Origin of the sequence: Chryseomicrobium palamuruense, assembly GCF_042649045.1 — a bacterium.
Taxonomy (GTDB): Bacteria; Bacillota; Bacilli; order Bacillales_A; family Planococcaceae; genus Chryseomicrobium; species Chryseomicrobium palamuruense.
The window spans coordinates 160988-185574 of sequence record NZ_JBHSEF010000023.1; the positions used below are offsets into that span (position 1 = coordinate 160988).

A 24587-nucleotide genomic window follows, 5' to 3' on the forward strand; every position below is an offset into this window, starting at 1 on the left:
GGTCCGGGTACACTGTACCGGAATGACGAACACGTCGCTTATCACTACTCCCCTAATTACAACTTTAGTATATCGTATCCTCTAGACATTGTCTATGATAACCTTTTGAAACTTTTCCTCTTCCTCATCCGTCTAATGAGTATGCAGAAAGGTGGGGTCGTTTGAGAAAAATAGTGTTAGTCGCTGCGATGCTCAGCCTCTCTATCAGTTTATTTGCTATATATGAGCGTATGGTACAGCCTCCTCTCCCCATCAAGAATATTAGTCCCCAAGAAGTCGCAGAGAGAATCACAGGGTCGCCTTCACCAATTGTCTATTTAACAGAAGAAGAGTCTTATTTATGGTACGCGGTGAAAGAAAAGCGTACAGACCATGCCGATCAGCGAATAGAAGAGTTTATGGAATCTCACGGATGGATGTTCACAGAAAAGATGGGAAGTGGCTTAATCTTTTCCCGTGATTCCCAAGAAGTGATTTTGACGACTCAAAAATGGACAAAGAACTATACATTAGTCAAAGTACCAAAAGAAAGCTCAGCTGAAGAAGAAACCAGCTGAGCTTTTGACTTCCATGACCGCGAAATAGTTGTCTTCCGGATCGGCAAAGTTAAAGAACAGATTGCCCTCCATGTTCACCTTTTCACCAAGTGTGACGCCTTTTTGTTCTAGCTGGTCATACAGTTCATCTAGATTTTCTGTGAAAAATAAAAGTGACGGGGTTCCAAAGTTTAATTCCGGACTGTTCTTTTCCACAAATTCACGGTCATGCAGGATAAGGGTCGTCTCTGCGTCTTCCGTTGGAGCGACTTGTACCCAGCGCATGGCGCCTTCTGTATAATCCTGTAAAATGACAAACCCCATATCCTCTTCCCAGAAACGCTTCACTTCATCTTGATTTCGTACATAGACCATGACTTCTCCTAGTTTAGTAATCATCCGAACGCCTCCTTTTCTATACTCATTCGCTGTTTCTCCTCCATTTTCCTCTACTCAAGAAAAAATCGTTAAGAACTGCTACACTTTAATCAGAACATACTTATAGAAAAGAGGCATACATATGATTGATTTACGAAGTGATACGGTAACCAAACCTGATGAACGCATGCGAAAAGCGATGTATGAAGCGGAAGTCGGCGACGATGTATACGGGGAAGACCCAACGGTAAATCGATTGGAACAACGGGCAGCAGAAATTTTAGGAAAAGACGCAGCTCTTTTTGTGACGAGTGGCACACAAGGAAACCAGATTGCTGGACTTGTGCATTGCCGTCCCGGTCAAGAAGTCCTCTTAGAGTCTCAAGCGCATATCTTCCTTTATGAAGGGGCTGCCATGTCTGCTCTCGCCGGTGTGCAGCTAAAAACCATCGAAGGGATTCAAGGAGCCATGGACCCTGTCGAAGTGGAACAAGCCATTCGGGGAAAAGATATTCATGAACCGGAAACGGGGCTCATCTGTTTAGAGAATACTCATAACAAAGCAGGCGGAGCTGTTCTGTCGGTGGAACATATGAAAGCCATCTATGAAATAGCGCAACGTCATCAAATCCCTGTGCACTTAGACGGTGCACGTCTCTTCAATGCACAAGCAGCTACAGGCATTCCGGTAGCCGAATTTGCGAAGTATACAGATACGGTACAGGTCTGCTTATCCAAAGGCCTGGGGGCACCGGTCGGATCTATCATTGCAGGTTCACATGACTTTATTGCAAAAGCGCGCAAATGGCGCAAACGTCTAGGAGGCGGACTTCGCCAAGTAGGCGTTCTGGCAGCTCCTGCTTTGATTGCATTAGAAGAAAATCCCTCTCGTTTAGTTCAGGACCATGATATGGCAAAGGAACTGGCGGATGGCATTCAACAGATGACAGCCTTTGAGGTGCTTAATGAAGTGGAAACGAATATTATTCTCGTGAAGTTAACTAATGAACATCAGATGACAGAGAATCTTTTAAGTTATTTAAAGGGAAAGGGGATTCTCGCTGGTGGCTTCGGGCCGGGAATTATTCGCTTTGTGACGAACAATGGAATTTCTCATGAGCATATCAAAGAAACTTTAACTAAATTAAAAAAATTTCAATGATTTCCCACTAAAGTCGCAGACTATAATTCTTTCATTCGGGAATAATACATTAATTTCACCCGAAAGGAAGGATGATTATACAATGAAAGCTGTCACGTTCCAAGGCTCTAAAGATGTTCAGGTCAAAGAAGTCACGGATGCAAAGATTGAGAAATCGGATGATATTGTTGTAAAAATTACGACGACCGCTATTTGTGGTTCCGACCTTCATATTTATCGCGGTGCTGTCCCTGCACGTAAAGGTTATGTCATTGGTCATGAACCGATGGGAATAGTAGAAGAAGTCGGTCCGGATGTTACAGCAGTAAAAATAGGAGACCGCGTTGTTATTCCGTTTAACGTGGCGTGCGGCGACTGTTTCTATTGTCAACACGACATGGAAAGTCAGTGTGACAATGCGAATGATAACCCCGCCGTTGATTCTGGAGGTTATTTTGGTTTTACAGAGCGGTACGGAGACTGGGCAGGTGGCCAAGCGGAATATTTACGTGTACCTTTCGGTAATTACCTTCCATTCAAAATTCCGGAGTCTAGTGAACTCGAAGATGAAGCGCTTCTATTTTTATCAGATGTCTTGCCAACCGCTTGGTGGAGTGTAACAAATTCAGGGATGAAGAAAGGCGACACCGTAACTGTTTTAGGCTGTGGTCCGGTTGGGTTAATGGCACAAAAGTTTGCATGGATGCTGGGAGCAAAACGGGTAATAGCTGTTGACCATGTTCCCTATCGGCTCCAAAAAGCTATTCAAATGAACAAAGTGGAAGCCTATAATTTTGAAGATTTTGATCATATGGGAAAACACATTCGTGAAATCACAAACGGAGGAGCAGACATTGTTATTGATTGTGTAGGGATGGACGGAAAGATGTCCCTTGCAGATAAAGCCCAGCAGAAACTTAAGCTCCAAGGTGGAACATTAAGTGCCATCGATATTGGGCTAGATGCAGTGCGCAAGTTCGGTACCATCCAATTAACTGGGGTATACGGCTCAACTTATAACAATTTCCCGCTCGGCAATATTTTTGAACGTAATGTTCAATTGAAAATGGGGCAAGCACCTGTCGTGCATTTGATGCCAATCCTCTATAAGAAAATTGAGCAAGGTGAATTTGATCCAACGGAAATCATTACGCACCGTATGAGCTTGGATCAGGCCGCAGATGCCTATGAACTCTTCCATGATCATCAAGATGAGAGTATTAAATTTGTGTTAAAACCATAAGAAAAGGCTGAGTCTGCAAAAGTGCAGCTCAGCCTTTCGTCATTAAACCCATTTCGCTAAATCTTCGATTGGCAAACGTACAGATGAGTGACCTTCTTCTGCTGCTTTCCCAACGGAAATCAACATGACTGGTTCAAAGCGGTTTTTATCTAAACCGAATGTCTCTGCAATATCTTTCTTGTTATAGCCACCCATTGGATTGCTTGCATACCCACGTGCTTGCGCAGACAACATAATTTGCATCGAAACAAGCCCTGCATCAATAAAATGCGATGCACGAAGTTGTTCCTGAGGAACATCCTTCATCATATTCGTAATGGCTGGCACTTGCTTCTCTTTTACATCTTGCGGCATAAACCCTTTTTCCACCGCTAAACTATAAATTTCATCAATCGTCTCAATGCTATTCATATCAACGAACACAGCAATAACTGCTGAAGATGTTTCTACTTGTTTAGAGTTGAACTTTGCAAGTTCTTTTAACTTCTCTTTCGCTTCATCGCTCTCAATAACAAGGAAACGCCACGGTTGCATGTTCATTGAAGATGGCGCTAGTGTTGCTTCTTCAAGAATTTCTTGCATCTCTTGTTGCGTGATTTTCACACTCGTATTATATGTTCGAATGGAACGTCGCTCTTTCACGACTTCCTGGTAGCTTTTCTTAGTTGATGTTGTCATCTCTATCCCTCATTTAGTTAAAATTTTTATCGTACCACTGTTTGGATGCATCGACCTCACTGTCCGTCAATTGATGACCATACGGCTCGACGTGCATGGCAACTTCTGCTCCGTGATCTTCTAACATCTTCTTAAGTCCTTTTGACTCTTCATAAGGCACCATTTGATCATTCTTACCTGCTCCAATGAAGACAGGCAACTTACTGATATCTGGAATTTGTGCATCCGGGTTTGGAATCATCGGATGATATAGAATGGCCCCAGCGAGGCTATTCGCTTCCGTCATTACTAGGTTCGCTGCAATATTTGCACCATTTGAATACCCTACAGCTACGACATTACTTCGGTCAAAACCGTATTCCGTAGCGGCTTTATTCAAATAGTCATGTAACTCTTTTGTGCGGAGGGCAAGGTCTTCTTGATCTAATACACCCATGGCGAGTCGCTTAAAGAAACGAGGCATGCCATTTTCAAGTACATTTCCACGAACACTGAGCACGTTCGCACGATCATCAATCATCGAAGCAATCGATAATAAATCATGCTCATTTCCACCAGTACCGTGCAACAGTAATAGGGTAGGTGCGTCTTTCTTCGTTCCTGCTTTATAAATATGCTTCATATTATCTCTCTCCTTTTCGAGCAGCTTTACCGAGTTTACGTGTTAACTCAATCCATTCTTTTAACGTGTCTTCATCGACGCCTGCAAAAAACCGCTTCATATTTTCGAGATGGGCGGGGAATGCATCTTCCATTAACCGCTGTCCCTCTTCTGTCAATTCCACGTATGTTACTCGTCTATCTTCCGAACACATTGTTCGTTTGATCAGTTGTTTTTTGACGAGCTTATCAAGCACATATGTAGTACTTCCACTCGTAATCAAAACGTGCTGCGCGACCTTTTGAACCGGTTGGCGCCCTTGATGATACAGGAGTTCCATAACGGAGAATTCAGTCACATGGAGACCGTGAACGGTTGCATCTTCTTTAATTTTCTGATGAAATGCACCTGATGTACGGACAAGAGCTGCAATAGCCCTTCCTACTAGTTTTGTGTCTACCATTGTTAACCCTCTTTTATCTTGATTTTAAGATACTATAGCATGAATGGAAAGAAAGCGTCAAAAAAAGAGGCTCGCCATTAAGCGAACCTCCATAATCTTCTTCACAAAAAGATGCCTCGAATCAAAATAACAGCACTGATGATGGCAAAGAGCGGAAAAAGAATCATGAGTAAGGCGACACCTGCAAACCCGTCCCCTTCTATAATCGCATAGCCCATACTCATCAACCAACTGGCCAGTGGGGTGATGACGAGTAGTGAAACAATCCCCCACGCCACCCAGCGAATTTTTTCAGATTTTCTTCTTGTAATTAGAAACGTTATTCCTATGGCTAATACAAGTATGAAGCTTGCAACAATCAGTTCCATCAGACGCTCTCGATGACTAAAGCAATTCCCTGGCCTCCGCCAATACATAAGCTGGCCACACCATACTTTAGTCCACGCTCTTTTAACTCATACGCGAGACTTAGTACGATACGAGCACCACTGGTTCCAACGGGATGACCAAGCGCGATGGCCCCGCCGTTCACATTCGTCTTCTCCCGGTCTAGACCTAACTCTTTTTCAACAGCGAGATACTGAGCAGCAAATGCTTCGTTCACTTCAAACAAATCAATTCGATCAAGCGTCATTTCTGCACGGTCGAGTGCTTGTTTGATTGCAGGGACCGGGCCAATTCCCATAATTTCAGGATCTACCCCGGAAATTCCCCAGGAAAGGATGCGTGCCATCGGCTTTAATCCGTGTGTATCGATTGCCCCTTTGCCTGCAATTATAAGACTCGCCGCTCCATCATTAATCCCACTTGCATTTCCTGCTGTGACAGTTCCATCTTTTTTGAAGGATGGACGCAGTTTCCCCAGTGTATCCGTGGTCGTTTCCGGCTTGATGTGTTCATCTTTCTCAACCACAATGGTTCCTTTACGGTTCACGATTTCAAACGGTACGATCTCTTTAGCAAACCGGCCAGACTCACGTGCTGCCGCGGCCCGTTCATGACTTAGTGCAGAAAACGCGTCTTGTTCCTCACGAGAAATATCATACATCTCGGATAGCTTTTCTGCCGTCATCCCCATGCCGTTTCCTGTAAAGTCATCGGTCAAAGTCGACAACAACATATCTTCAAATTTCATAGGTCCTAGTTTTGCTTGGTGAAAGCGACTGCTAAAGTTTGCGTAAGGCGCCATGGACATGTTTTCAGCACCACCAGCTAATACGATATCTGCTTCCCCGAGTTGAATCATTTGAGCTGCAGCTACGACAGCTTGTGTTCCCGAACCACATAAACGATTTAAAGTGAATGCAGGTACTTCTTTCGGCACCCCTGCTTTCAGTCCGATGTGGCGCGCAAGGTATGCCGCATTTGTGTGGGAGTGAATGACATTTCCATAAACCACGTGATCGATTTGCTCTGGTGTGACTCCAGAACGTTTCATCGCCTCTTCAGCTGTCACTTTCCCTAACTCGTCCGCTTGAATGGTTGAAAATGACCCACCAAACGCAGTAAATGCGGTACGAGCTCCGTCGAGTATGTAAACTTCTTTCATATTGGTACATCCCCTTTGTTTATTCTATCGATGATAAATCACTCTTTAAGTATATCGATTTTAGCGCTTTAAGAACAAGACAACAGACGAACCCTTCAATTCGCCCGTCCATTTAGTCATAGGAATAAAATCCGCGTCCTGATTTTCTACCGTAATGACCGGCTCTTACTTTTTTCTTCAGAATAAGCGGTACGCGATATTTCGAATCTCCTGTCTCAGTAAACAGTGTCTCGCACACGAACTGTAGCGTATCGAGTCCGATGAGGTCCGCAAGGGCAAGAGGGCCAATCGGCTGATTGGTACCAAGCATCATGCCACGGTCGATATCTTCTTTTGAAGCCAATCCTTCCCCGTAAACAATCATGGCTTCATTGAGCATCGGCACTAAGATACGGTTAACAACAAACAATGGAGAGTCAAGAACGGTAATCGCTTCTTTTCCAATAGACTCGATTGTTTCTCGAACAAACCGCAACGTTTCGTCGGATGTTTCTTCCGCCTTCACGACCTCAACAAGTTTCATAAGGGGCACTGGATTAAAGAAATGCATACCCACCACCTGGTCTGGTCGTCCACTCGCAGCACCGAGTTCGGTCACGCTCAGGCCTGAAGTATTTGAAGCAAGGATGGTGGATTCTTTGCAAATCTCCCCCAATTGGTGAAACACTTTCTTCTTAATGGCCATTTGTTCAATAATGGCCTCTACAATTAAATCACTATCGGAAAGCTGGTGAATGTCTGTAACAAATTCAATGGATTGTACGACTTGACCGGTTACGTTTGGGTCTTCCCCCTGCTTTTCATGAATCTTAGCGATACTTTTCTCAATACTTTTTTTAGCCTTTTCTAAGCTTACTGGTTCGATATCATATAACTTCACTTCATGCCCGGACATAGCAAAGGCTTGAGCGATCCCGTGCCCCATTGTTCCGGCCCCTAAGACACCGATTTTCATCTCATTCAGCCCCCCTTAAAAAAATCTGGCAAGTCACTAGTTGTAAGAGGGAAACGAGGGTTACGTTTCTCTTTAAAAGAGGCAATTCCTTCTTTTACATCTTTTTCTCTAGATGCCCAGTGTAAAAACTTTGATTCTACTAAATGAGAATCCATTGGATGTTCTGCTTCCCACATTTTATAAAACAGTTGTCTACTAAATGAATTAGAGACAGCAGATGTATTTTCAATGATTTCTTTAGCCAGCTCCAGTGCTTTTTCATAGGCATCTTCCGCGACGTGATTGGCCAATCCAGAAGTGATCAATTCCTCGGAATATATCATTCGGCCTGTATACACCCACTCAAGCGCTTTCGACATACCTACCAGTCTCGGTAAGAAATAGCCACTTGTGGCTTCTGGACCAATACCGCGTCTTCCAAATACAAATCCGACTTTTGCCGTTTCAGAAAATACGCGTATATCTGCAGGCAGTAACATTGTTGCGCCAATACCTACTGCCGCTCCGTTGACAGCTGCAATGACTGGTTTTTTTACATGATAGACTTCAAGGCTAACGCGTCCCCCCGTATCTCTAAACTCCTCGATACTTTCATCCGATTCAAAGACATCGTCCCCTGTTGATAAATCCATACCCGCACAAAACACTTTTCCTTTTGCTGTGAGAATAATAACTCGTACGTCATCTGATTGGTCTGCTTTTCGATAGACTTGAATCAGTTCCTCCATCATTTGCTCGTTAAAGGAATTTAATGCCTCTGGACGGTTTAATGTAATCGTTGCGATTTGCTCGTTCACAACGTAGTCAATCGTGTTAAACATGAACAAACCACTTCTCCTTTGCCTCCATGTATTCACGCGTTAGTGTTTGAAGTAGCTGCTGGACAGGTTGTGTCTCTTTTACAACCGTCACTCCATGGCCAGCTGACCAAATATCCTTCCATGCTTTTGGGTCAATCATATGACCTAGGTCGACTGTTTCCTTTTTCTTTAATGTCGAAGGATCAATATGATTTCTTTTTAGACTGGGAATCAGATAATTTGCATGCACGCCACTGAACGCATCCGTATAAAGAATATCTTCTGAAGTAGATTGTACGAGCATGTCTTTGTATTCTGGAAATGCCACACTTTCATCTGTAGCAATAAATCGTGTACCCATATACACGTAGTCTGCTCCCATGACTTGTGCCGCAAGAATATCTTGGCCTGTCGATATTCCTCCTGCCAAAATAATGACTCCGTCCCAGAATTCTCTTACCGCTGAAATGAAAGCAAACGGATTTAATATACCCGCGTGCCCGCCAGCCCCTGCACTCACTAAAATAAGTCCATCCACACCGGAGTCAGCCGCTTTTTGGGCATGTCTCAAATTGGCTACATCAGCAAACACTTTTCCACCGTATGTTTTGACAACGTCTACCACTTTTCCAGGATGACCAAGAGACGCAATGACAATCGGTGGTTTATACTTCTGAATCAATTCTAAATCCTCTTCTAACCTCTTATTTGTCCGATGACAAATATAGTTAACCGCCCAAGGAACATCCGATAGTTCTTTAGAAAACTGCTGTAACCACTTTTCGCATTGTTCTTTTGTTCGAGCATTTAATAAAGGAATGGATCCTATAACACCACTTCTGCTACTTGCTATGACCAATTCCGGACTAGAAACGAGAAACATGGGCGCAACAATAATAGGTAATTTTAATTTAGAAAACATTACGCAACATCTCCTATTTTTTTGAAATAGGTTCGGTAGATGGATAGCACTACTTCAAGAACAACAGCAGCAAAGCTGATAGGCACGATCATATAGAGTGGATAGACAGGCAATAAATTCCCTGCAACAGGAATGGCCATTTGATCTTGAATACCCGATAAGGCAAATAAAATACTGTAATAAGTTAACAACAAAAATACGACTAATTCTAATGCATAGATAATGATGCGATTTACCTGTTGGAACCGCTTAGGAAGTTTCTCAATCAATTCACTAAGTCTAGGTAACACACCTGATTGATAAGCAAATGCCAAAGTTGGAAAAATGGCCAACGGCATTAAAAAATATTGTACAACTTCATAGGTACCTTGAATGGGTACTTTAAAGACATTGCGCATCGTAACATCTACTACAATCATTAGAACCATTGCTGCGATTGCAAAACTAGCTACACTGATGCCAATGATACGAAACCAATGGGCGATTTTTTCAACACTACTCAAATTGACTCCTCCTATCGCATCTGACTTGGCAACCAAGTAACCAGTTGCGGAAATGCAATCAATAATCCTATAACGATGATGGTTGCGACCACTGCAAAGACAGTTGATGTCTTGAACAGGCGTTCAATAGGGATTCCGGTAACTCCCCCTACAGCATATACACTGATACCCACAGGCGGTGTCAACATGCCCAACGTACACACAACAGTTAACATGATGCCAAACCATAAAGGATCCGCGTTAATTTGATCCAAGATCGGTGTAATGATGGGAACTGTCATCAGAATAACGGCTACTCCTTCAATAAACATAAACAGGAAGAAATAGAAAACCATAATGATGGTGATAATCAGAACAGGTGATTCCATCAATGGACCTAACAAATCAATGATTTTTCGAGGAACAAGGGATAAAGAGATAAATCTCCCAAATAAAGATGCCCCTACAACAATAAACATTGCCATCGTTGTGACTTTTATGGTTTCAACAAACGAGACTTTCAAGAACTTGAGTGAAACTTTTTTTAATACAACCGCAAGGATAAAGGCAATAAAGGCACCAATAGCACCAGCTTCAGTCGGTGTAAATATCCCCATATAAATACCACCAAAAATAGCAGCAACAATGAAGGTTCCTGCGAGAACGACAGTGACATATCTCATTACGGATGTCTCTTCATTCGTCTCATTTTTAATGGCATTTGCTTCAAATTCTTTTCCGTAGATCTTCAAGTAAACCAAAGTCGTTCCAGCAAAGACCAGCATCATAAGAATTCCGGGTATCATAGCTGCAGTAAACAGTTGTCCGATTGAAATTTGTGCGACCACCCCATATAAAATCAAGAAAACACTTGGTGGGATAATTGCCGATAATGAACCGGATGCCGCTGCAAGGGATCCAGCCAAATGTGGCGGGTATCCTCGGCGAATTAATTCTGGCACGGCAATCTGCCCTAGCGCTGCCGAAGTAGCTGTACCTGAACCTGATACACCGCCTAATAAACCCCCGATGAATACCGTTAGTACGCCTAGAACTCCACCTCTACCTTTAGACAATTTATAGGCGAGATCGTAAAGGTCCTTTACAATTCCCGCTTGCATGATAAATTGAGCCATGAGTATGTAAAGTGGAATGGTTGTTAAAGAATAGCTGGCTACTCGTGCAAAGGGTTCTCCTTGTAAAAACCCATTCATGATGGTCGAGCCCCCAATGAGATAAATTCCAAGGATCCCTACAAAGAACAATAATGAGCTGATATACATGCCTGTTGTTAAGAAATACAGAAAAATTAAGATGACGATAAATAACACAATATTCTCTGTCATACTCTGCCCCCTATGCCAAGAAAGAAGAATAGGGGCTATGGAGCCCCCAAACTTTTTCTCTCCTATTCAATATCCATAACTTCTTGTGGAACTTCTGCGCCCGCTTCTACTAGACTGTCTCTCCAAAGGATGGCAATGTTCTTACCTGCATGTCCTTGAGATTCTAGATTTTCGATCCAGTCTAACCACGTTTTAGTAATGGCTGCTTCAATATGAACTCGAACCTCTTCAGGTACTTCCGATAAATGTTTGAAATCTCCACCCTTATCGATATTGCTTTGACGATTCTCTTCAGTTTCATCCTTCGTCAATTGAGAACCTTCTACAATTAAGCGCTCTGCATTTGTGCGGAAAATGTCTTGAGTTTCTGGAGTTAACTTAGCCCATGTGTCTTCCGTCATTGCCGTATGACCAACGAAGTGCCCGAAGTTTGCTCCTTCAATCGTATGTTTGATCAGTTCATCAAAACCAAAAGCCATCCAGTCAGGTACATTGTAGAAAAACCCATCTAAAGCATTTCTGCTCAATGCATCATAGGCATCTGTGATTGGCATAGATTGTGATGTAATGCCTAAATTAGTTGATAAGATTTCGTGCACACGTGATGCTGTTCGCATGCGAACATCTCGACTAAAATCGCTCACTTCAGCAAACGCTTTGTTTGTTGTTGAAATCACGTAAGGCTGTGTTGGTGAATTGGCAAAAGCTACTAACCCTTTATCTTCAAATTCCAGTTGGTAATAGGTTTTTCCATCTTTAATTTCTTGATCGCTGTTCATCATTGCTCTCATAGCCTCAGCCGCAATCGTAGAATCCGATTCAAGCAACGGCAGCATAACCACTTCTGTATAAGGGAAACGTTGTGGGTCATAAGGCGCCATTAGAGTAAGGGCTACATCAATCGTTCCATTTGTTAACGCATCATATTCTGTACCTAACCCGACAAGCTCTCCAGATGTGAACGCATTAAAGCTTACTTTGCCGTCTGTCTCTTCATCCACAGAATCCATCAGTGGCTGGAAAAATCCTCGATGCCAAAAGTGTTTATCATTTACCCCTGAAGAAGCATTAAACGTCACCGATTCTTGATCCCCAGATGTATTGGAGTCAGTGGTTGCTGAAGAGGTACCTCCCCCATCTCCGCATGCTCCTAAAATTAGTGCCGACATTGCCACGACAGAAAACCATTTCTTTGAACGTTTCATTTCATTATCCCCTTTGATTTGTATTTACTTTCATTCAATCCCTGTGGTTAAGCTGTTTGATGCTCTCGTAAAACATTCTTGAGTACTTTTCCACTCGCATTCCGTGGCAACTCTTCTAAGAAATCAATTTCTTCAGGAATTTTATATTTTGCAATATTCTTACTGCAATATGTTTTTACATCTTCTTCTGTAAGATGTTGGTCGTTTTTCAACACTACATATGCTTTAGGAACTTCACCATATACCGGATGAGGAACACCCACGACAGCGGCCTCTAATACTTCAGGAATCTGATACAAGACTTCCTCTACTTCAACCGGATAGACATTTTCACCACCCCTAATGATCATGTCTTTTTTCCGGTCGACGATATACAATAATCCATCTTCATCAAATCTTCCTAAATCCCCTGTATATAACCAACCATTCTGAATCGCTTGGTTTGTCGCTTCTTCATTTTTTAAATACCCATTCATTAACTGTGGGCCTTTCACAACAATCTCGCCCACTTGACCTGTTGGCAATGACTCACCGAATTCATCGACTACTTGAACTTCCGTTTTTGGTAACATTTCACCTACGGAACCGATCTTGTCTAATGCAAAATGATCTTTAAGCGTAGTTGCTGCTGGAGAATTTTCAGTTTGACCATATAAGTTTTGGACGCTTACATTCGGATACAACTCTTTTACTTTTTTAACTAATTCATATGGCATTGGTGCGGCTCCATAGGTGAAGAGGCGAAGTTTTGGCAAATTCAGCTCCTTCATCCGTGGATTATTCAATAAGATGCTATACATAGCTGGAACTCCAAAGAAAATCGTAATATCTTCATTTTCGAGAGTGTCCATTGCAGCTTCTGGTGAAAATGCTTCTTCAATGACGATGGTTCCCCCTGCATAAATAACAGGGATGCTAAACACGTGACTAGCTGCGCAGTGAAACAGGGGTGTGACAATTTGCACTCGATCCTCGTGATTCAAGCCCATGGCTTCTCCCCATATTTGAGCAGTCGCCTCTGTTGCGCCAGCGCTCAACATGACCCCTTTTGGTCGACCTGTTGTACCCGAAGTATAAAAAATGACATTCACATCTTTAGAAGTAAGGTCTACAGATTCATAGATGAACGAAGAATCATTCAAGACCTCTTCTAGCGAGTGTTCAGACCCTACTTTGAGTACCGTTTCTACTTGTTGAAGGGTATCTGAAAGTTGTTTCAGTGTATCGTCAAAGCGAGTATCATAAATCAGGTGCTTTGCTTCAGAGTGTTCCAAAATGTACTGAATTTCTGGTGCAGCGAGTTTATGGTTAATCGGGAGAGCAGCAAAACCTCCTAAATGCGCTGCATAATAGGCAACCAAGAAGTAATCACTATTCGGCAATAAGAAGGCGATAGGGTCTCCCTTTTTTAAACCTTTTGACTGATAGTAAGCTGCCAATCGTTTCGCTTGCTCGTAGAATTGTTGATACGTTAATTGTCTTCCTGCAAATGACGTGATGACTTTATCCCCTTGAGTTGTTGCATGTTCTGTTAATCGACCTGTAATAAACATGGCTCTACCCCTTTACTTCAATAATTTGATTAAATAATCGGCATACAATTGCTGGATTTCTTCAATTGAATTTTTCCCATCTACTTTGTACCATTGTTGAATCCAGTTCATTGCACCAAGTAGCATCATTCGTACCATTCGCACATCTACTTTTTCAAACTCCCCTGCTTCCATCCCTTTTTCGATAATTTCATCAAAAAATCGAGAGTAAATTGCTCGCTTTTCAAATAATGGCTGTAATTGTTCTTCAGCAAAGGTCTTATCCGGCCGAATGATCATATTAAACGTTTCTTTTTCATTAATTGCATAATCGATATGAAGGGCAATCATTTCTCGCAATCGCTCCTCATAACTCTTCTCACTAATCACTACTTGGTGAATGTCTTCATTGGCTCGTGAAAGAACAAGAACATGACATTGAAAAATGAGATCTTCTTTATTACGAAAATAATAATAGAGAGAACCTTTTGTCATGAGGAGCTCCGCAGCTATTTGTTCCATAGTGGCTCCTTTTGTTCCTTGTCGATTCATAATGGCAATTGCGGAAAGGATGATATCTTCTTTCTTTTTCTTGACTTTCATTTCTGAGCGCTTCATAGCACACCCTCTTTTCTAAAGCTCCAGTTGTTTAGCAATGATGGTCTTCATAATTTCGGTCGTTCCTGCATAAATACTAGCAACTGGAATATCGCGATACCTACGTGCAATTTCATATTCCTCCATATAGCCATAGCCTCCATGTAATTGAAGACATTCTGCGGCCGTTCTTTTTGCCATCTCACTGATCCACCATTTCGCCATGGATACTTCTTTGACAATGTCTTCACCCTCAATATGTCGATTAGTCACAGAGTTCAAATAGGTCCTTCCCAGTTCTAACTCCGTTGCAATTTCGACTAATTTAAATTGAGTATTTTGAAACTGACTAATCGGCTTCCCGAAGGCTTTGCGTTCTTTCACATAGGCTCTCGTAATATCGAACATGACTTCTGCTTCAATTTGGCATTGAATAGCTACAACCAGCCGTTCCTGTTGCAGATGACCCATCAAGTAATAAAAACCTTTGTTTTCTTCGCCTAAAAGGTTACTTACCGGAACTTTCGCATCTTCAAAGATCAGCTCACCCGTATCTCCACTATGTATGCCAATCTTGTCGAGCTTTTTTCCCTTCTTGTAACCCGGAGTTCCTGTTTCTACAACAATGAGGCTGATTCCTCTATGAGCCGGTTCTGCTGACGGATCCGTCTTACAAACAACTACAGCTAGATCGGAGTCTATAGCATTCGTAATAAATGTTTTTTCTCCATTTAGAATGTAGTGGTCTCCTTCACGCCGAGCAGTCGTTTTGATATTTGCTAAATCTGATCCTGCACCCGGTTCGGTCATGGCAATCGCCGTAATTATTTCTCCACTGATACATTTTGGCAGCCATCTCTCTTTTTGCTCATCTGTCCCCAATTCAACAATGTAAGGGCTTACAATTTCTGAATGCAGACACACACCACCAGCTAAACCCTGACCCACACGTTCAAGCTCTTCAATTAAAATCATTGAATAGGAAAAATCTAGACCTAGTCCTCCATACTCTTCTTTCACCCATGGGAGAAGAAACCCGTTCTCGCCCAATTTAGTCCAGATGGAACGAGGTATTTCTCTCTTTTCTTCCCATTCCTCGTAAAAAGGATAGGCTTCCTTTTCTAACATTTTTCTCAAAGATTTTCTGAACAATTCGTGCTCACTCGTAAAGTGTAAAGTAGACACAAGAATTCCCCCATAAATTAGTTGATTACACTTAATTTTCTGATAATTAAGTTAAGTATAATTCCTGTTTTCTTTGAAGTAAAGAGTTTTTTGAACAAAGTTTAAATTTTAAACATATAATAAAATTATAGTGGAAATTGATTTAACATAAGGTATTACAAGGTCTGACTTTCGTTTAATTATTAAACAAACAAAAAAGACTAGCTCTATTGGCTAGTCTCCTACTCTATTGTGTACACTTACCGAGTGCACTAAGATCTCATCATGTATCGGAAAAATAATACTTGCGTGTGTACCTTTTTTTACTTGTTTATATACAAATTCACCTTCAAGATCGTTCACAATCAAATTACGAACAATATCAAGACCTAAGGAACGGGTATATCCTTCCATTCCCTTCCCATCATCACTGATATGCATCTCGATAAACTCTTGCTTCACTTTAAACTCTACACAAATCGTTCCTGCTTGATGGGGAAATGCATGCTTCAATGAATTCTGTACGAGTTCATTGACAATCAGAGCAATGGACACTGCTTTTCGTGAAGAAGCAAGTAAGGTATAACCGTTTGATACTACCCGGAACTCAATTTGATGATCCAAATCATTCAACATCATTGTCGATCCAATCTTGGAGGTAAGCTCAATGACATCCACATCATCTTGATCAGCATCTTCATTAGCAAGAATCAATTCATAGACCGCAGAGATGCTATATACTCGGTGCAACGTATCTTCAAAATGGCTCTTACTTTCCACCGATAATCCTTTACGCATCTGTAATCTCAACAAGCTCGCGACCGTCTGGAGGTTATTTTTCACCCGGTGATGAATCTCTTTAATGACAACTGACTTTTTCAACAACTCTTTTTCTTTTAAGCGGAGCTCCGTCAAGTCTTGAATAATGAAGAGCAACCCTTCCAGCTCATTCCGCTTCGTTCGCATATGAACTTTCTTGACCTCTAAGACACGTTGTCCTGCGAGAACTTCTGAGATAAACACTTCTTCTTTGTGATGAAGTAACCCTTCGAGAAAGGGTAAGACGTGTCCCACAGGTTGGTTTACCCAATCACGCTCGCCTTGAATTTCATGTAAAAACTTGATACCGGAAGGGTTGGCATAGACAAGGCGTTGCTGATCGTCTGTCATGAAGATAATTTCCATTAGTAAGTCTGCCACCATCGGGTTGTCAGAGAAGGGTCCCATATCCATCGACTTGATGGGGAGTGTCCCTCCATTTGGAGCTGAGGATTCCTCACTCCGATCCGCCTCCATAATTAACGTTCCTATCACTTCATGGCTGTCATTGTAAATCGGTATCACACTCTGTTCGACCACTTTCCCTTCTTGTGTGATCGCCCGGTGTTTCAGCGACTTTCTCCCGGTCTTATGACAAAGTAGAACGGCCGGTTCAAATGCTTCGAACACTAACTTTCCAAGTACTCGATCTTTGTATGCCGCGTCAGGCGTGCGTGGAAGAGCTTCTGCTACGACAATCCCGTGGTCCCCTGACTGTAACAAACAATCAATGTACATATAATTGCCCGTCAATTCGGCATACTGAGGCAACGTATCAGCCACTTTTTCTAGGATAGCAATGTCTTCCGCTTTCAAGTTTGTATATAAACGACATAATTGGTGAAGCGTGGTTTCGCTCATAGACTCGTCAACCACCTTTAGCTTAGTTGTACCTTCTATCTTTTCGTATTTCTACACGTCTTGCAAGTTGTTTTGACGAGCAAACGCCACCCCTGAAGACTTAGCTTGAAGCATTTTTTCAATCAGTCCTGATAAATGTGCGCCAGCTTCTACAGGAGCCAGACCTTCTTTGTGAATATTAGAAATCACAGTTCGGTCCGCTTCTACCGTTTTGTCTGTAGGTTTATAAACCATATACGCACTCATACTTTCATCTGTATTCAGTCCTGGACGTTCGCCAATCAGTGAAATGACGAATTCGGCATTGAGTAATTGAGCCACTTCATCCTGAACCCATACTCGTGCCCGTTTGATAAAGAGAGGTTTCCCTACTTTAATATTTTTGAGAAGTAGTCCTTGTGTCAATGCAGGGAGCAAGTCCCCAACATTTGCCTCTACGGCAGAAGAGCTGAGTCCATCACAAACCAAGATCTGTACTTGAACGTCCTTCTCGCCGTTCTTTTGAAGCCATTCTTTGGAACGGTCTGACAGTTTTCGTCCTGCATCTAGATCCATTAGGTAGTTCTTCAGGGATTCCGCACGTGTTTCAAGAATAGGGAGATCCAATGCTTCGATTACTTCAGGGTTTACATCTTTACGAACGGCATCTTGAGCAGCTGCATGGTCAATCCGGAATTGTAGATAACTCTGCGTTTTCATACGTGAACCTGCCCGTCCGATACCAATCCGTGCGGGTGTAATTGACTGGGCATGGCGGATCGCTTCTTCTTTATACGGATTCTCAACTCCCATTTCAAATTCTTCAGGGAAGTGAACCGTTCTTTTGCTACGCTCATCAGATTTAGGTATAAACGTACTCTCTTGGTTTCGCATAACTTCATCTATTATTTGTTTGACAATCTTTTCTAAGTCCATTCATTTCACCTCCTAGTCTTCAAAAATAGATAAGTCGCCTGCCCGTTTTGTTAAACGACCATTTTCCATGATGCCCATTCTCTCCATCCACTTTTCAAATTCTCGGAGTGGACGTAACCCCAGCATTTCACGTAATGATGCATCATCATGATAACTTGTGTCCTGATAATTGAGCATGACATCATCCCCGCCAGGCACGCCCATATAAAAGTTTGCGCCAGCTAATGCGGTTAACATGCCCCCGATCTCTTGGTCGTTTTGATCGGCTTCCATATGGTTTGTATAGGTCGGCGCAATTCCCATCGGGAGACCTGACAGTTTCCCCATAAAGACATCTTCGAGGTCCGCTCGAATCAGCTGTCGGCCATCATATAATGTTTCCGGCCCAATAAAACCTGATACGTTGTTGACCATGAACGGCTTCCAGTGTTTAGCAAACCCATAGCTCCGTGCTTCTAATGTTTGCATATCGACTTTATGATCGGCGTCTAGGGACACTTCCGACCCTTGTCCCGTTTCAAAATACATAAAGTTTGGTCCCGCTGATGTTCCCATCGTGCGCATCATTTCATAGCCTTCTGTTAAAATATCACGAGAAATACCAAATGCTTCATTTGCCCGCTGGGTACCTGCAAGACTCTGGAACATCAAGGCAATCGGCGCTCCTTTTTTCATGGCATCCATTTGGGTTGTAATGTGCGCAAGTACGCAGTTTTGCGTGGGAATCTCCCATCGCTCGATAAAATCATGAGATAGCGTCAACAGTCGCTTCACAGATTCCACAGAATCGACATTCGGGTTAATCCCAATCACGGCATCTCCTGCTCCGTAAGATAACCCTTCCTTGATTGAATAAAGGATTCCTTCCGGTACATCGTTCGGATGATTCGGTTGACAACGAAAAGCGAGTCGCCCTCGTTCCCCAATTGTTGTATTGCAATGTGCAGTGAACTTCATCTTTTGGGAGGCAAGGACAAGGTCAATGCTCGACATGAGTTTAGCTACGCCTGCGATCATCTCACTTGTTAAACCTCTCGACCATTTAATCAAATGATCCGTCGTCGTTTCATATGACAAGATGCGGTTTCGTAACTCCCCAACCGTCCAACCTTTTAAGGACTGATAAATGGGTTGACTGACGTCATCATAAATAATCCGCGTCACCTCATCTTCCTCATAGGAAATGACCGGATTTTCGTAAATATCTTCAAGCGTGAGTTCACTCAAAACGACCTTCGCTGCCATTCGTTCGAGAGCACTTGTCGCAGCGACACCCGACATCACATCGCCTGATTTGGCTTCACTCGCTTTTGCCAGTACCTCACGAACGGATGAAAATGTATACGTTTCCCCTTTTACTGTACATGTTAACTTTGGCATACCTCTTCACCTTCCCCTAAAAAGACAAAAAAACACCAGCCCAATGATTCATTGAGACCGGCGCCTTTGCCAGAAAAATTATTTACATAGTTTGAGCACAGAGCGAACAGACTCCGCCGACCGGTCCAGTGCTTCTTTTTCCTCTGTCGTGAGTGGCAACTCAATAATGCTTTCAATTCCATCTCCACCTAGAATCGTCGGAACCCCTAAATACAGATCACTGTACCCATATTCTCCTTCTAAATACGCAATGGATGGAAGGATTCGTTTTTTATCACGTAAGATGGATTCTGCCATTTCCACGAGGGAAGCAGCTGGTGCATAGTACGCGGAACCATTTCCAAGAAGTGCGACGATCTCGCCACCGCCTTTTCGAGTTCTCTCGACAATTGCATCCATCCGTTGTTGAGGAATTAACTTCTCGAGTGGAATGCCCCCTGCATTGGAATAACGCACAAGCGGAACCATATCATCGCCATGCCCTCCCAACACAAAACCAGAAACATCTTCTACAGAGACATTCAGTTCTTCAGCGACAAACGTATTAAAACGAGCCGTGTCGAGCACACCTGATTGACCAATGACGCGGTTCTTCGGGAATCCTGTTGTCTGATAACAAACATAGGTCATCGCATCAACGGGGTTACTCAGGACAAGAATATAGCTATCTGGAGCATACTTCTTTACGTTTTCAGCAACGGATCGCATTATCTTTGCATTTGTCGCTACTAAATCATCACGACTCATACCCGGTTTACGTGCAATTCCTGCTGTAATGATTACCAGGTCGGCTCCTCGAATGGTCTCATAATCAGACGAGCCCTTTACATGAGCATTAAAGCGTTGAACAGGTCCCGTTTCTAGGATATCCAAGGCCTTTCCCTTCGTTGGGTTCTCTTGTTCAGGTGTATCGATGAGAACGACATCTCCTAGTTCTTTTTGAGCAGCCATCAATGCAACTGTCGCTCCTGTGAATCCTGCACCGATAACAGCAATTTTCGGACGTGTGAAAGCCATACAATCTCTCCCTTACGCTTCGTTTGGTGGGGCTGGTTTCGCAGGCTTATTCACTTGTGGTGCAGGCGGTAAAGGCTTTGGATCCAACATCTCATAAACATCTGTATCTGGACGCGGAATCACATGAGCACCAAGCAGTTCACCCGTGCGTTTCGCTGCCTCTTCTCCAGCCGATACGGCAGCCTGAACAGCTCCCACATCTCCTTTAACAATAACCGTTACAATCCCACCGTCAATCATCTCCTGCTTCACAAGGGAGACGTTGGCAGCTTTAATCATCGCATCTGCGGCTTCAATGGAACCGATGAGGCCTTTTGTTTCAATCATTCCAATCGCTTGACTCATTTAGCCCACCTCTTTCTACCTCTGTCGAGTCAATAATGCCGACAATCACAGCATCTATCGGCAAAGATTTCTCTTTCATGATATAGCGGGATGACCCTCCGGAAGTCACTAACACATCATCCCCGATACCGGCCCCAATTCTGTCAGCTGCAACAAGCTGGGTACGAATCGGTTTGCCCGCAGAGTTGACAGGTTGAACGATGAGGAGCTTCAACCCTTCCAATCCTTCTTCTTTCCGTGTTGCCCATACGTTGCCAATCACTTTTCCCATTTGCATTTAGGGCACCTACTTTCCTGTCTCAAACGAGAGCGCGATGCCTCGTTCTCTCGCAAAATCTTTCGCAAGATCGGTCACAATCGTTCCTTTTGGAAGACGGACCTCTTTTCCTTGAAGACTCTCTACATCTTCTTTCGTCAGCAGTTTTTTTGTATACGTTATGCGTTCAGAAGAAACCTGTTTGACCTGTGTTTGTTCTAATGCAATCTGTTGAGGCACTACTTCTCCTGCTTTAATCAGTTGACCCCTACCTTTTTTCTGTAGAAAAGCTGCATTCGCTTCGTCCGTATCTATATGCATTTCTAATCGATATCGATCAGATACGCGAACTTTGACCCTTTGGAACCGTAGAGGGCGATCTGAATCAATTAAAACTTCTACATATTCTTGGTCCTGGACCTGGTAACGGGCGGCATCTTGAGGTGACATGTGAATATGTGCTTGTGCCACAATCAGTCCCTCATTTAGATATAAACTTCCTTTAGGCCCAATTAATGTGACTCCAGCGGAACCTGCGATATCTCCTGATTCGCGGACCGGAGCAGAGACACCTAATGTGATGGTGTCGGTCTGACTGACTTCTACTTGAGTGAGCTTCCTTGCAGGACCGAGTACACGTACACGGGTAAAGCTGCCTTTTGGTCCCGCGATATGAACGGTCTCTTCTGCAGCAAATTGACCAGGTTGGGAGAGGTCGGCTCGCTTCGTGAGCTGATACCCCTTTCCAAACAACTGCTCTATGTGCTCTTCCGAGAGATGAACATGTCTTGCGGAAATAGCAATCGGCACAGAAGAATCGGGTGTTTGCTGGGTATCTGCCTCTAAAGAAGCGAGTACCTCTCTGACTATCGTCTGAATCAATTGCGGATCCATCGACATTCCCCTTTCCTCTTATCTATTAGTTCTCCGATTTTGGCAAAATCATTTCAAGTTCGTTATGTGGACGTGGAATCACGTGGACAGATAATAATTCTCCCACACGCTGTGCCGCTGCTGCACCTGCATCTGTTGCTGCTTTAACTGCGCCTACATCGCCGCGTACAAGAACTGTGACTATACCGCCACCCACATGTACTTTTCCAACTAAATGCACACTAGCTGCCTTAACCATTGCATCTGCTGCTTCAATTGATCCGATTAATCCTTTGGTTTCTACCATTCCTAATGCTGTACCTTCTCTTGACATGTGTATGTCCTCCTTTAAATTTGCTTTTATTTAGTAGTTAATTGGTTCACAATTTGAGTGACAAGCTGTTTCACCTGTGCTTCGTCGAGTCCATTAATGGAGCCAACTGATTTGAGTACTTGTTGGGTAACCTCTTTAGAAGATGCTTTGACTGGTAACACTTTTGGTAGCGACACATCTTTTGTTCCATAGGCCATACGCTTGATGTTCAACAAATGGTGAGCAGAAATGTTATCGGATGTAATATTCCCTCCGAACGTCCCACACCCAAGTGTTAGAGAGGGTTTAAGTCCCGTCGTACCTCCGACTGCTCCAATCGACGACAATGTGTTTACAAGTATACGAGAAACCGGCATCTCAATAGAAAAGTCTCGTGCGATTCGGTCGTCTTGTGTATGGATGGAAAGACTATGTCCTCGTCCACCTAAATTTAAGAGGTCCAGGCAGACTTCCTTGGCATGCGTAGAATCACGTACTTCATAAAATGCGAAGATAGGGGATAGTTTCTCAAGGGAGAAAGGCACATCTTTCCCTACACGGTCTTCCATTCCGACAATAATTCGGGTCCCTTCGGGAATAGTGATTCCCGCAAGTTCAGCAATGGTCTGTGGACTTTTTCCAACGATTTTGGGATTCACTTTTCCCGGAACTGGCGAGATGGTCTTTTCCATCTTCTTCTTTTCTTCGTCATTTAACAGATACGCGCCGTTCTTCTCAAGCGCTTTAAACACTTGATTTTTAATGGCCTGATCCACGACGAGGGCTTGTTCTGTAGCACAAATCGTTCCATAATCAAACGACTTACTATCAACAATTTGAGCCACCGCTTTATCAATTCGGGCAGAACGTTCAATATAAACAGGAACATTACCAGGCCCTACGCCGTATGCAGGTTTTCCTGAACTATATGCCGCCCGAACAAGAGCGCCACCACCTGTAGCCAAGATTAAATGAATATCTTTATGTTTCATCAATTCTTGCGTCGCTTCCATCGAACCGAGAGTGAGACACTGCACGAGCCCTTTTGGAGCTCCAGCTTTTTCTGCTGCGTCTGCACACACGCGTAATGCTTCTTTTGTACACTCAATTGCATAGGGGTGAGGACTGACAACGATGGCGTTGCGCGTCTTCAGAGCAATCAGTGTTTTGAAGAATGCTGTGGATGTCGGATTCGTAGTAGGGATGATACCCCCAACGACTCCAAATGGTGCAGCAATCTCAACTACTTTGTTCGTTCTGTCTTCTGAAACAACGCCCACACTCTTTAAATTCTTGATGCTTTCATACACATCGCGTGACCCAACTTCATTTTTCAACTTTTTGTGTTCGGCAACGCCCATTCCAGTTTCTTCAACAGCCAACTTCCCTAGCCTTTCAGAGGCTTGGTAAGCGGCATCTGCTGCTGCCTTCACAATTTTATCGACTTGTTCTTGAGTGAAATTCATATATTCCTTCTGCGCTTTATTGGCTGCCTCCACGGCTTGCCTCATCTCTTGTAGAGCAAGAAGATCGTTGTCCACTAATGTAACCATATGATTCCTCCTTTCCTAATACTGCACAGGTTGCTGAGCGAGTCGTTCTATAGTTTCTCGAAATGCATCAGCAGCTGCCTGACACGAAGACTGACTACCCGTAAGTAAAGCTCCACCAAAGTTCGTTTCTGAAGGTGGGTTAAACAATTCACAAATTCGAACATCAGCTGCTTTTAAAGCGGCATCCAGTCCGACCATTGCCTCAAGAGGAGGGGCAATGAGATACGCCAGTGCCTGACCTTCTGAAACCCCTGCTTGTTCCGCTAGAAATGTACCGCAACTGGAAATAGTTTTTGCATAAAGGGTATGCCCTTCATCCCCATTGATGGCTTCAAAGTAAGCATCTGTTTCTACCGTTTGTCGAACAGCATCGAGGCCACTCCGGATTTCTTCTGGAGATGGGCCAGCTAGTATACCAATAAACTCTCCAGAGAGTGGACCTGAGGCATGTGCGGCTCCGGCGTAAAAGCTCTTGGCATACACGACACGCACATCTGCCTTTTTCGTTGCTTCATCTGCTGCCGTGTACCCCACATCATCAATTGTCGATGTAAACAATCCTAAGCTGCGTTCATGTTCTCTCAGTCCATATGCCTGTCGCATATCGTCCTGCACATTCGGAATGATATGCATCGCTAGTAATTCCCCAAAGATTTTTGTCAT

The 24587-nt window shown here is 43.3% G+C and carries 28 protein-coding genes; 3 read left to right on the forward strand and 25 right to left on the reverse strand.

Translation table 11 applies throughout. The annotated features are described in order from the left end of the window. Positions 1-161 precede the first annotated feature (161 nt). Positions 162-557 (forward strand): hypothetical protein, encoded by a 396-nt coding sequence (locus ACFO0S_RS10490; protein ID WP_378141965.1) that lies wholly within the window; start codon positions 162-164, stop codon positions 555-557. On the opposite strand, the gene ACFO0S_RS10495 is transcribed toward ACFO0S_RS10490, so the two are convergent. Beyond that, positions 534-935 carry a VOC family protein gene (locus tag ACFO0S_RS10495; protein ID WP_378141967.1) on the reverse strand — a complete coding sequence of 134 codons (402 nt, stop codon included), beginning with the start codon at positions 933-935 and terminating at the stop codon, positions 534-536. The genes ACFO0S_RS10490 and ACFO0S_RS10495 overlap by 24 nt on opposite strands. A 121-nt stretch (positions 936-1056) precedes the next feature. Here ACFO0S_RS10495 and ltaE point away from each other — a divergent pair, with 121 nt between their 5' ends. After that, positions 1057-2076, forward strand: coding sequence for a low-specificity L-threonine aldolase (ltaE, locus tag ACFO0S_RS10500; RefSeq protein WP_378141968.1), 1020 nt, complete (start codon positions 1057-1059; stop codon positions 2074-2076). A gap of 82 nt (positions 2077-2158) precedes the next feature. Beyond that, positions 2159-3298 (forward strand): zinc-dependent alcohol dehydrogenase, encoded by a 1140-nt coding sequence (locus ACFO0S_RS10505; protein WP_378141969.1) that lies wholly within the window; start codon positions 2159-2161, stop codon positions 3296-3298. Positions 3299-3340: 42 nt separating this feature from the next. On the opposite strand, the gene ACFO0S_RS10510 is transcribed toward ACFO0S_RS10505, so the two are convergent. From ACFO0S_RS10510 to eutL, 24 genes are all read right to left on the reverse strand, one after another. Further along, positions 3341-3976, reverse strand: a complete 636-nt coding sequence (locus ACFO0S_RS10510; RefSeq protein ID WP_378141970.1) for a nitroreductase family protein — start codon at positions 3974-3976, stop codon at positions 3341-3343. Between the two features lie 13 nt (positions 3977-3989). Next, entirely contained in the window at positions 3990-4598 is a 609-nt protein-coding gene (locus ACFO0S_RS10515; RefSeq protein WP_378141971.1) for an alpha/beta hydrolase, read from the reverse strand. Between the two features lies 1 nt (position 4599). Beyond that, a complete protein-coding gene (locus ACFO0S_RS10520; protein ID WP_378141972.1) occupies positions 4600-5040 on the reverse strand; it encodes a MarR family winged helix-turn-helix transcriptional regulator in 441 nt (146 codons plus the stop codon). Between the two features lie 101 nt (positions 5041-5141). Next, positions 5142-5408 (reverse strand): hypothetical protein, encoded by a 267-nt coding sequence (locus ACFO0S_RS10525; RefSeq protein ID WP_378141974.1) that lies wholly within the window; start codon positions 5406-5408, stop codon positions 5142-5144. Further along, entirely contained in the window at positions 5408-6589 is a 1182-nt protein-coding gene (locus tag ACFO0S_RS10530) for an acetyl-CoA C-acetyltransferase (protein ID WP_378141976.1), read from the reverse strand. Before ACFO0S_RS10530 ends, ACFO0S_RS10525 begins: the two co-directional genes overlap by 1 nt. Before the next feature lie 112 nt (positions 6590-6701). Continuing rightward, a complete protein-coding gene (locus ACFO0S_RS10535; protein WP_378141977.1) occupies positions 6702-7544 on the reverse strand; it encodes a 3-hydroxyacyl-CoA dehydrogenase family protein in 843 nt (280 codons plus the stop codon). A gap of 5 nt (positions 7545-7549) precedes the next feature. Continuing rightward, positions 7550-8365 carry an enoyl-CoA hydratase-related protein gene (locus ACFO0S_RS10540; RefSeq protein WP_378141979.1) on the reverse strand — a complete coding sequence of 272 codons (816 nt, stop codon included), beginning with the start codon at positions 8363-8365 and terminating at the stop codon, positions 7550-7552. Continuing rightward, positions 8358-9266, reverse strand: coding sequence for an NAD(P)H-dependent flavin oxidoreductase (locus tag ACFO0S_RS10545; RefSeq protein ID WP_378141980.1), 909 nt, complete (start codon positions 9264-9266; stop codon positions 8358-8360). The genes ACFO0S_RS10540 and ACFO0S_RS10545 overlap by 8 nt, the downstream gene beginning before the upstream one ends. After that, positions 9266-9769 (reverse strand): TRAP transporter small permease, encoded by a 504-nt coding sequence (locus ACFO0S_RS10550; RefSeq protein ID WP_378141981.1) that lies wholly within the window; start codon positions 9767-9769, stop codon positions 9266-9268. The genes ACFO0S_RS10545 and ACFO0S_RS10550 overlap by 1 nt, the downstream gene beginning before the upstream one ends. Before the next feature lie 11 nt (positions 9770-9780). Then, complete coding sequence (locus tag ACFO0S_RS10555) at positions 9781-11094, reverse strand: TRAP transporter large permease (RefSeq protein WP_378141983.1); 1314 nt, start codon at positions 11092-11094, stop codon at positions 9781-9783. A gap of 62 nt (positions 11095-11156) precedes the next feature. Next, positions 11157-12299 carry a TRAP transporter substrate-binding protein gene (locus tag ACFO0S_RS10560; protein WP_378141985.1) on the reverse strand — a complete coding sequence of 381 codons (1143 nt, stop codon included), beginning with the start codon at positions 12297-12299 and terminating at the stop codon, positions 11157-11159. A gap of 47 nt (positions 12300-12346) precedes the next feature. After that, entirely contained in the window at positions 12347-13852 is a 1506-nt protein-coding gene (locus ACFO0S_RS10565) for a class I adenylate-forming enzyme family protein (protein ID WP_378141986.1), read from the reverse strand. A 12-nt stretch (positions 13853-13864) separates the two neighbouring features. Further along, positions 13865-14449 carry a TetR/AcrR family transcriptional regulator gene (locus ACFO0S_RS10570; RefSeq protein ID WP_378141987.1) on the reverse strand — a complete coding sequence of 195 codons (585 nt, stop codon included), beginning with the start codon at positions 14447-14449 and terminating at the stop codon, positions 13865-13867. Positions 14450-14464: 15 nt separating this feature from the next. Next, the gene (locus ACFO0S_RS10575; RefSeq protein WP_378141989.1) at positions 14465-15613 is read right to left on the reverse strand and encodes an acyl-CoA dehydrogenase family protein; all 1149 of its coding nucleotides are present in this window, start codon (positions 15611-15613) and stop codon (positions 14465-14467) included. A 213-nt stretch (positions 15614-15826) separates the two neighbouring features. Then, positions 15827-17272, reverse strand: a complete 1446-nt coding sequence (locus ACFO0S_RS10580; RefSeq protein ID WP_378141991.1) for a sensor histidine kinase — start codon at positions 17270-17272, stop codon at positions 15827-15829. Positions 17273-17323: 51 nt separating this feature from the next. Beyond that, positions 17324-18187 (reverse strand): ethanolamine ammonia-lyase subunit EutC, encoded by an 864-nt coding sequence (eutC, locus tag ACFO0S_RS10585; RefSeq protein WP_378141992.1) that lies wholly within the window; start codon positions 18185-18187, stop codon positions 17324-17326. Between the two features lie 12 nt (positions 18188-18199). Next, complete coding sequence (locus ACFO0S_RS10590; protein WP_378141994.1) at positions 18200-19567, reverse strand: ethanolamine ammonia-lyase subunit EutB; 1368 nt, start codon at positions 19565-19567, stop codon at positions 18200-18202. Positions 19568-19645: 78 nt separating this feature from the next. Further along, positions 19646-20584 (reverse strand): malate dehydrogenase, encoded by a 939-nt coding sequence (mdh, locus tag ACFO0S_RS10595; RefSeq protein WP_378141996.1) that lies wholly within the window; start codon positions 20582-20584, stop codon positions 19646-19648. Positions 20585-20596: 12 nt separating this feature from the next. Then, positions 20597-20929, reverse strand: coding sequence for a BMC domain-containing protein (locus ACFO0S_RS10600; RefSeq protein WP_378141997.1), 333 nt, complete (start codon positions 20927-20929; stop codon positions 20597-20599). Then, complete coding sequence (locus tag ACFO0S_RS10605) at positions 20904-21206, reverse strand: EutN/CcmL family microcompartment protein (RefSeq protein ID WP_378141998.1); 303 nt, start codon at positions 21204-21206, stop codon at positions 20904-20906. Before ACFO0S_RS10605 ends, ACFO0S_RS10600 begins: the two co-directional genes overlap by 26 nt. A gap of 9 nt (positions 21207-21215) precedes the next feature. Beyond that, positions 21216-22085 (reverse strand): phosphate propanoyltransferase, encoded by an 870-nt coding sequence (pduL, locus tag ACFO0S_RS10610; RefSeq protein ID WP_378141999.1) that lies wholly within the window; start codon positions 22083-22085, stop codon positions 21216-21218. A 19-nt stretch (positions 22086-22104) separates the two neighbouring features. After that, positions 22105-22392: a BMC domain-containing protein gene (locus ACFO0S_RS10615; RefSeq protein WP_378142000.1), complete on the reverse strand. Its 288-nt coding sequence runs from the start codon at positions 22390-22392 to the stop codon at positions 22105-22107. Between the two features lie 26 nt (positions 22393-22418). Then, positions 22419-23924: an aldehyde dehydrogenase family protein gene (locus ACFO0S_RS10620; protein ID WP_378142001.1), complete on the reverse strand. Its 1506-nt coding sequence runs from the start codon at positions 23922-23924 to the stop codon at positions 22419-22421. 15 nt (positions 23925-23939) lie between these two features. Continuing rightward, on the reverse strand, positions 23940-24587 hold the full coding sequence (eutL, locus tag ACFO0S_RS10625; RefSeq protein ID WP_378142002.1) for an ethanolamine utilization microcompartment protein EutL: 648 nt from the start codon (positions 24585-24587) through the stop codon (positions 23940-23942).

What these genes read in the sequence shown, in the direction of transcription:
- ACFO0S_RS10495 (WP_378141967.1), bottom strand. Translation starts at nt 935, where the DNA reads ATGATTACTAAACTAGGAGAAGTCATGGTCTATGTACGAAATCAAGAT.
- ltaE (WP_378141968.1), top strand. Translation starts at nt 1,057, where the DNA reads ATGATTGATTTACGAAGTGATACGGTAACCAAACCTGATGAACGCATG.
- ACFO0S_RS10505 (WP_378141969.1), top strand. Translation starts at nt 2,159, where the DNA reads ATGAAAGCTGTCACGTTCCAAGGCTCTAAAGATGTTCAGGTCAAAGAA.
- ACFO0S_RS10510 (WP_378141970.1), bottom strand. Translation starts at nt 3,976, where the DNA reads ATGACAACATCAACTAAGAAAAGCTACCAGGAAGTCGTGAAAGAGCGA.
- ACFO0S_RS10515 (WP_378141971.1), bottom strand. Translation starts at nt 4,598, where the DNA reads ATGAAGCATATTTATAAAGCAGGAACGAAGAAAGACGCACCTACCCTA.
- ACFO0S_RS10520 (WP_378141972.1), bottom strand. Translation starts at nt 5,040, where the DNA reads ATGGTAGACACAAAACTAGTAGGAAGGGCTATTGCAGCTCTTGTCCGT.
- ACFO0S_RS10525 (WP_378141974.1), bottom strand. Translation starts at nt 5,408, where the DNA reads ATGGAACTGATTGTTGCAAGCTTCATACTTGTATTAGCCATAGGAATA.
- ACFO0S_RS10530 (WP_378141976.1), bottom strand. Translation starts at nt 6,589, where the DNA reads ATGAAAGAAGTTTACATACTCGACGGAGCTCGTACCGCATTTACTGCG.
- ACFO0S_RS10535 (WP_378141977.1), bottom strand. Translation starts at nt 7,544, where the DNA reads ATGAAAATCGGTGTCTTAGGGGCCGGAACAATGGGGCACGGGATCGCT.
- ACFO0S_RS10540 (WP_378141979.1), bottom strand. Translation starts at nt 8,365, where the DNA reads ATGTTTAACACGATTGACTACGTTGTGAACGAGCAAATCGCAACGATT.
- ACFO0S_RS10545 (WP_378141980.1), bottom strand. Translation starts at nt 9,266, where the DNA reads ATGTTTTCTAAATTAAAATTACCTATTATTGTTGCGCCCATGTTTCTC.
- ACFO0S_RS10555 (WP_378141983.1), bottom strand. Translation starts at nt 11,094, where the DNA reads ATGACAGAGAATATTGTGTTATTTATCGTCATCTTAATTTTTCTGTAT.
- ACFO0S_RS10560 (WP_378141985.1), bottom strand. Translation starts at nt 12,299, where the DNA reads ATGAAACGTTCAAAGAAATGGTTTTCTGTCGTGGCAATGTCGGCACTA.
- ACFO0S_RS10565 (WP_378141986.1), bottom strand. Translation starts at nt 13,852, where the DNA reads ATGTTTATTACAGGTCGATTAACAGAACATGCAACAACTCAAGGGGAT.
- ACFO0S_RS10570 (WP_378141987.1), bottom strand. Translation starts at nt 14,449, where the DNA reads ATGAAGCGCTCAGAAATGAAAGTCAAGAAAAAGAAAGAAGATATCATC.
- ACFO0S_RS10580 (WP_378141991.1), bottom strand. Translation starts at nt 17,272, where the DNA reads ATGAGCGAAACCACGCTTCACCAATTATGTCGTTTATATACAAACTTG.
- eutC (WP_378141992.1), bottom strand. Translation starts at nt 18,187, where the DNA reads ATGGACTTAGAAAAGATTGTCAAACAAATAATAGATGAAGTTATGCGA.
- ACFO0S_RS10590 (WP_378141994.1), bottom strand. Translation starts at nt 19,567, where the DNA reads ATGCCAAAGTTAACATGTACAGTAAAAGGGGAAACGTATACATTTTCA.
- mdh (WP_378141996.1), bottom strand. Translation starts at nt 20,584, where the DNA reads ATGGCTTTCACACGTCCGAAAATTGCTGTTATCGGTGCAGGATTCACA.
- ACFO0S_RS10600 (WP_378141997.1), bottom strand. Translation starts at nt 20,929, where the DNA reads ATGAGTCAAGCGATTGGAATGATTGAAACAAAAGGCCTCATCGGTTCC.
- ACFO0S_RS10605 (WP_378141998.1), bottom strand. Translation starts at nt 21,206, where the DNA reads ATGCAAATGGGAAAAGTGATTGGCAACGTATGGGCAACACGGAAAGAA.
- pduL (WP_378141999.1), bottom strand. Translation starts at nt 22,085, where the DNA reads ATGTCGATGGATCCGCAATTGATTCAGACGATAGTCAGAGAGGTACTC.
- ACFO0S_RS10615 (WP_378142000.1), bottom strand. Translation starts at nt 22,392, where the DNA reads ATGTCAAGAGAAGGTACAGCATTAGGAATGGTAGAAACCAAAGGATTA.
- ACFO0S_RS10620 (WP_378142001.1), bottom strand. Translation starts at nt 23,924, where the DNA reads ATGGTTACATTAGTGGACAACGATCTTCTTGCTCTACAAGAGATGAGG.
- eutL (WP_378142002.1), bottom strand. Translation starts at nt 24,587, where the DNA reads ATGACAAAAATCTTTGGGGAATTACTAGCGATGCATATCATTCCGAAT.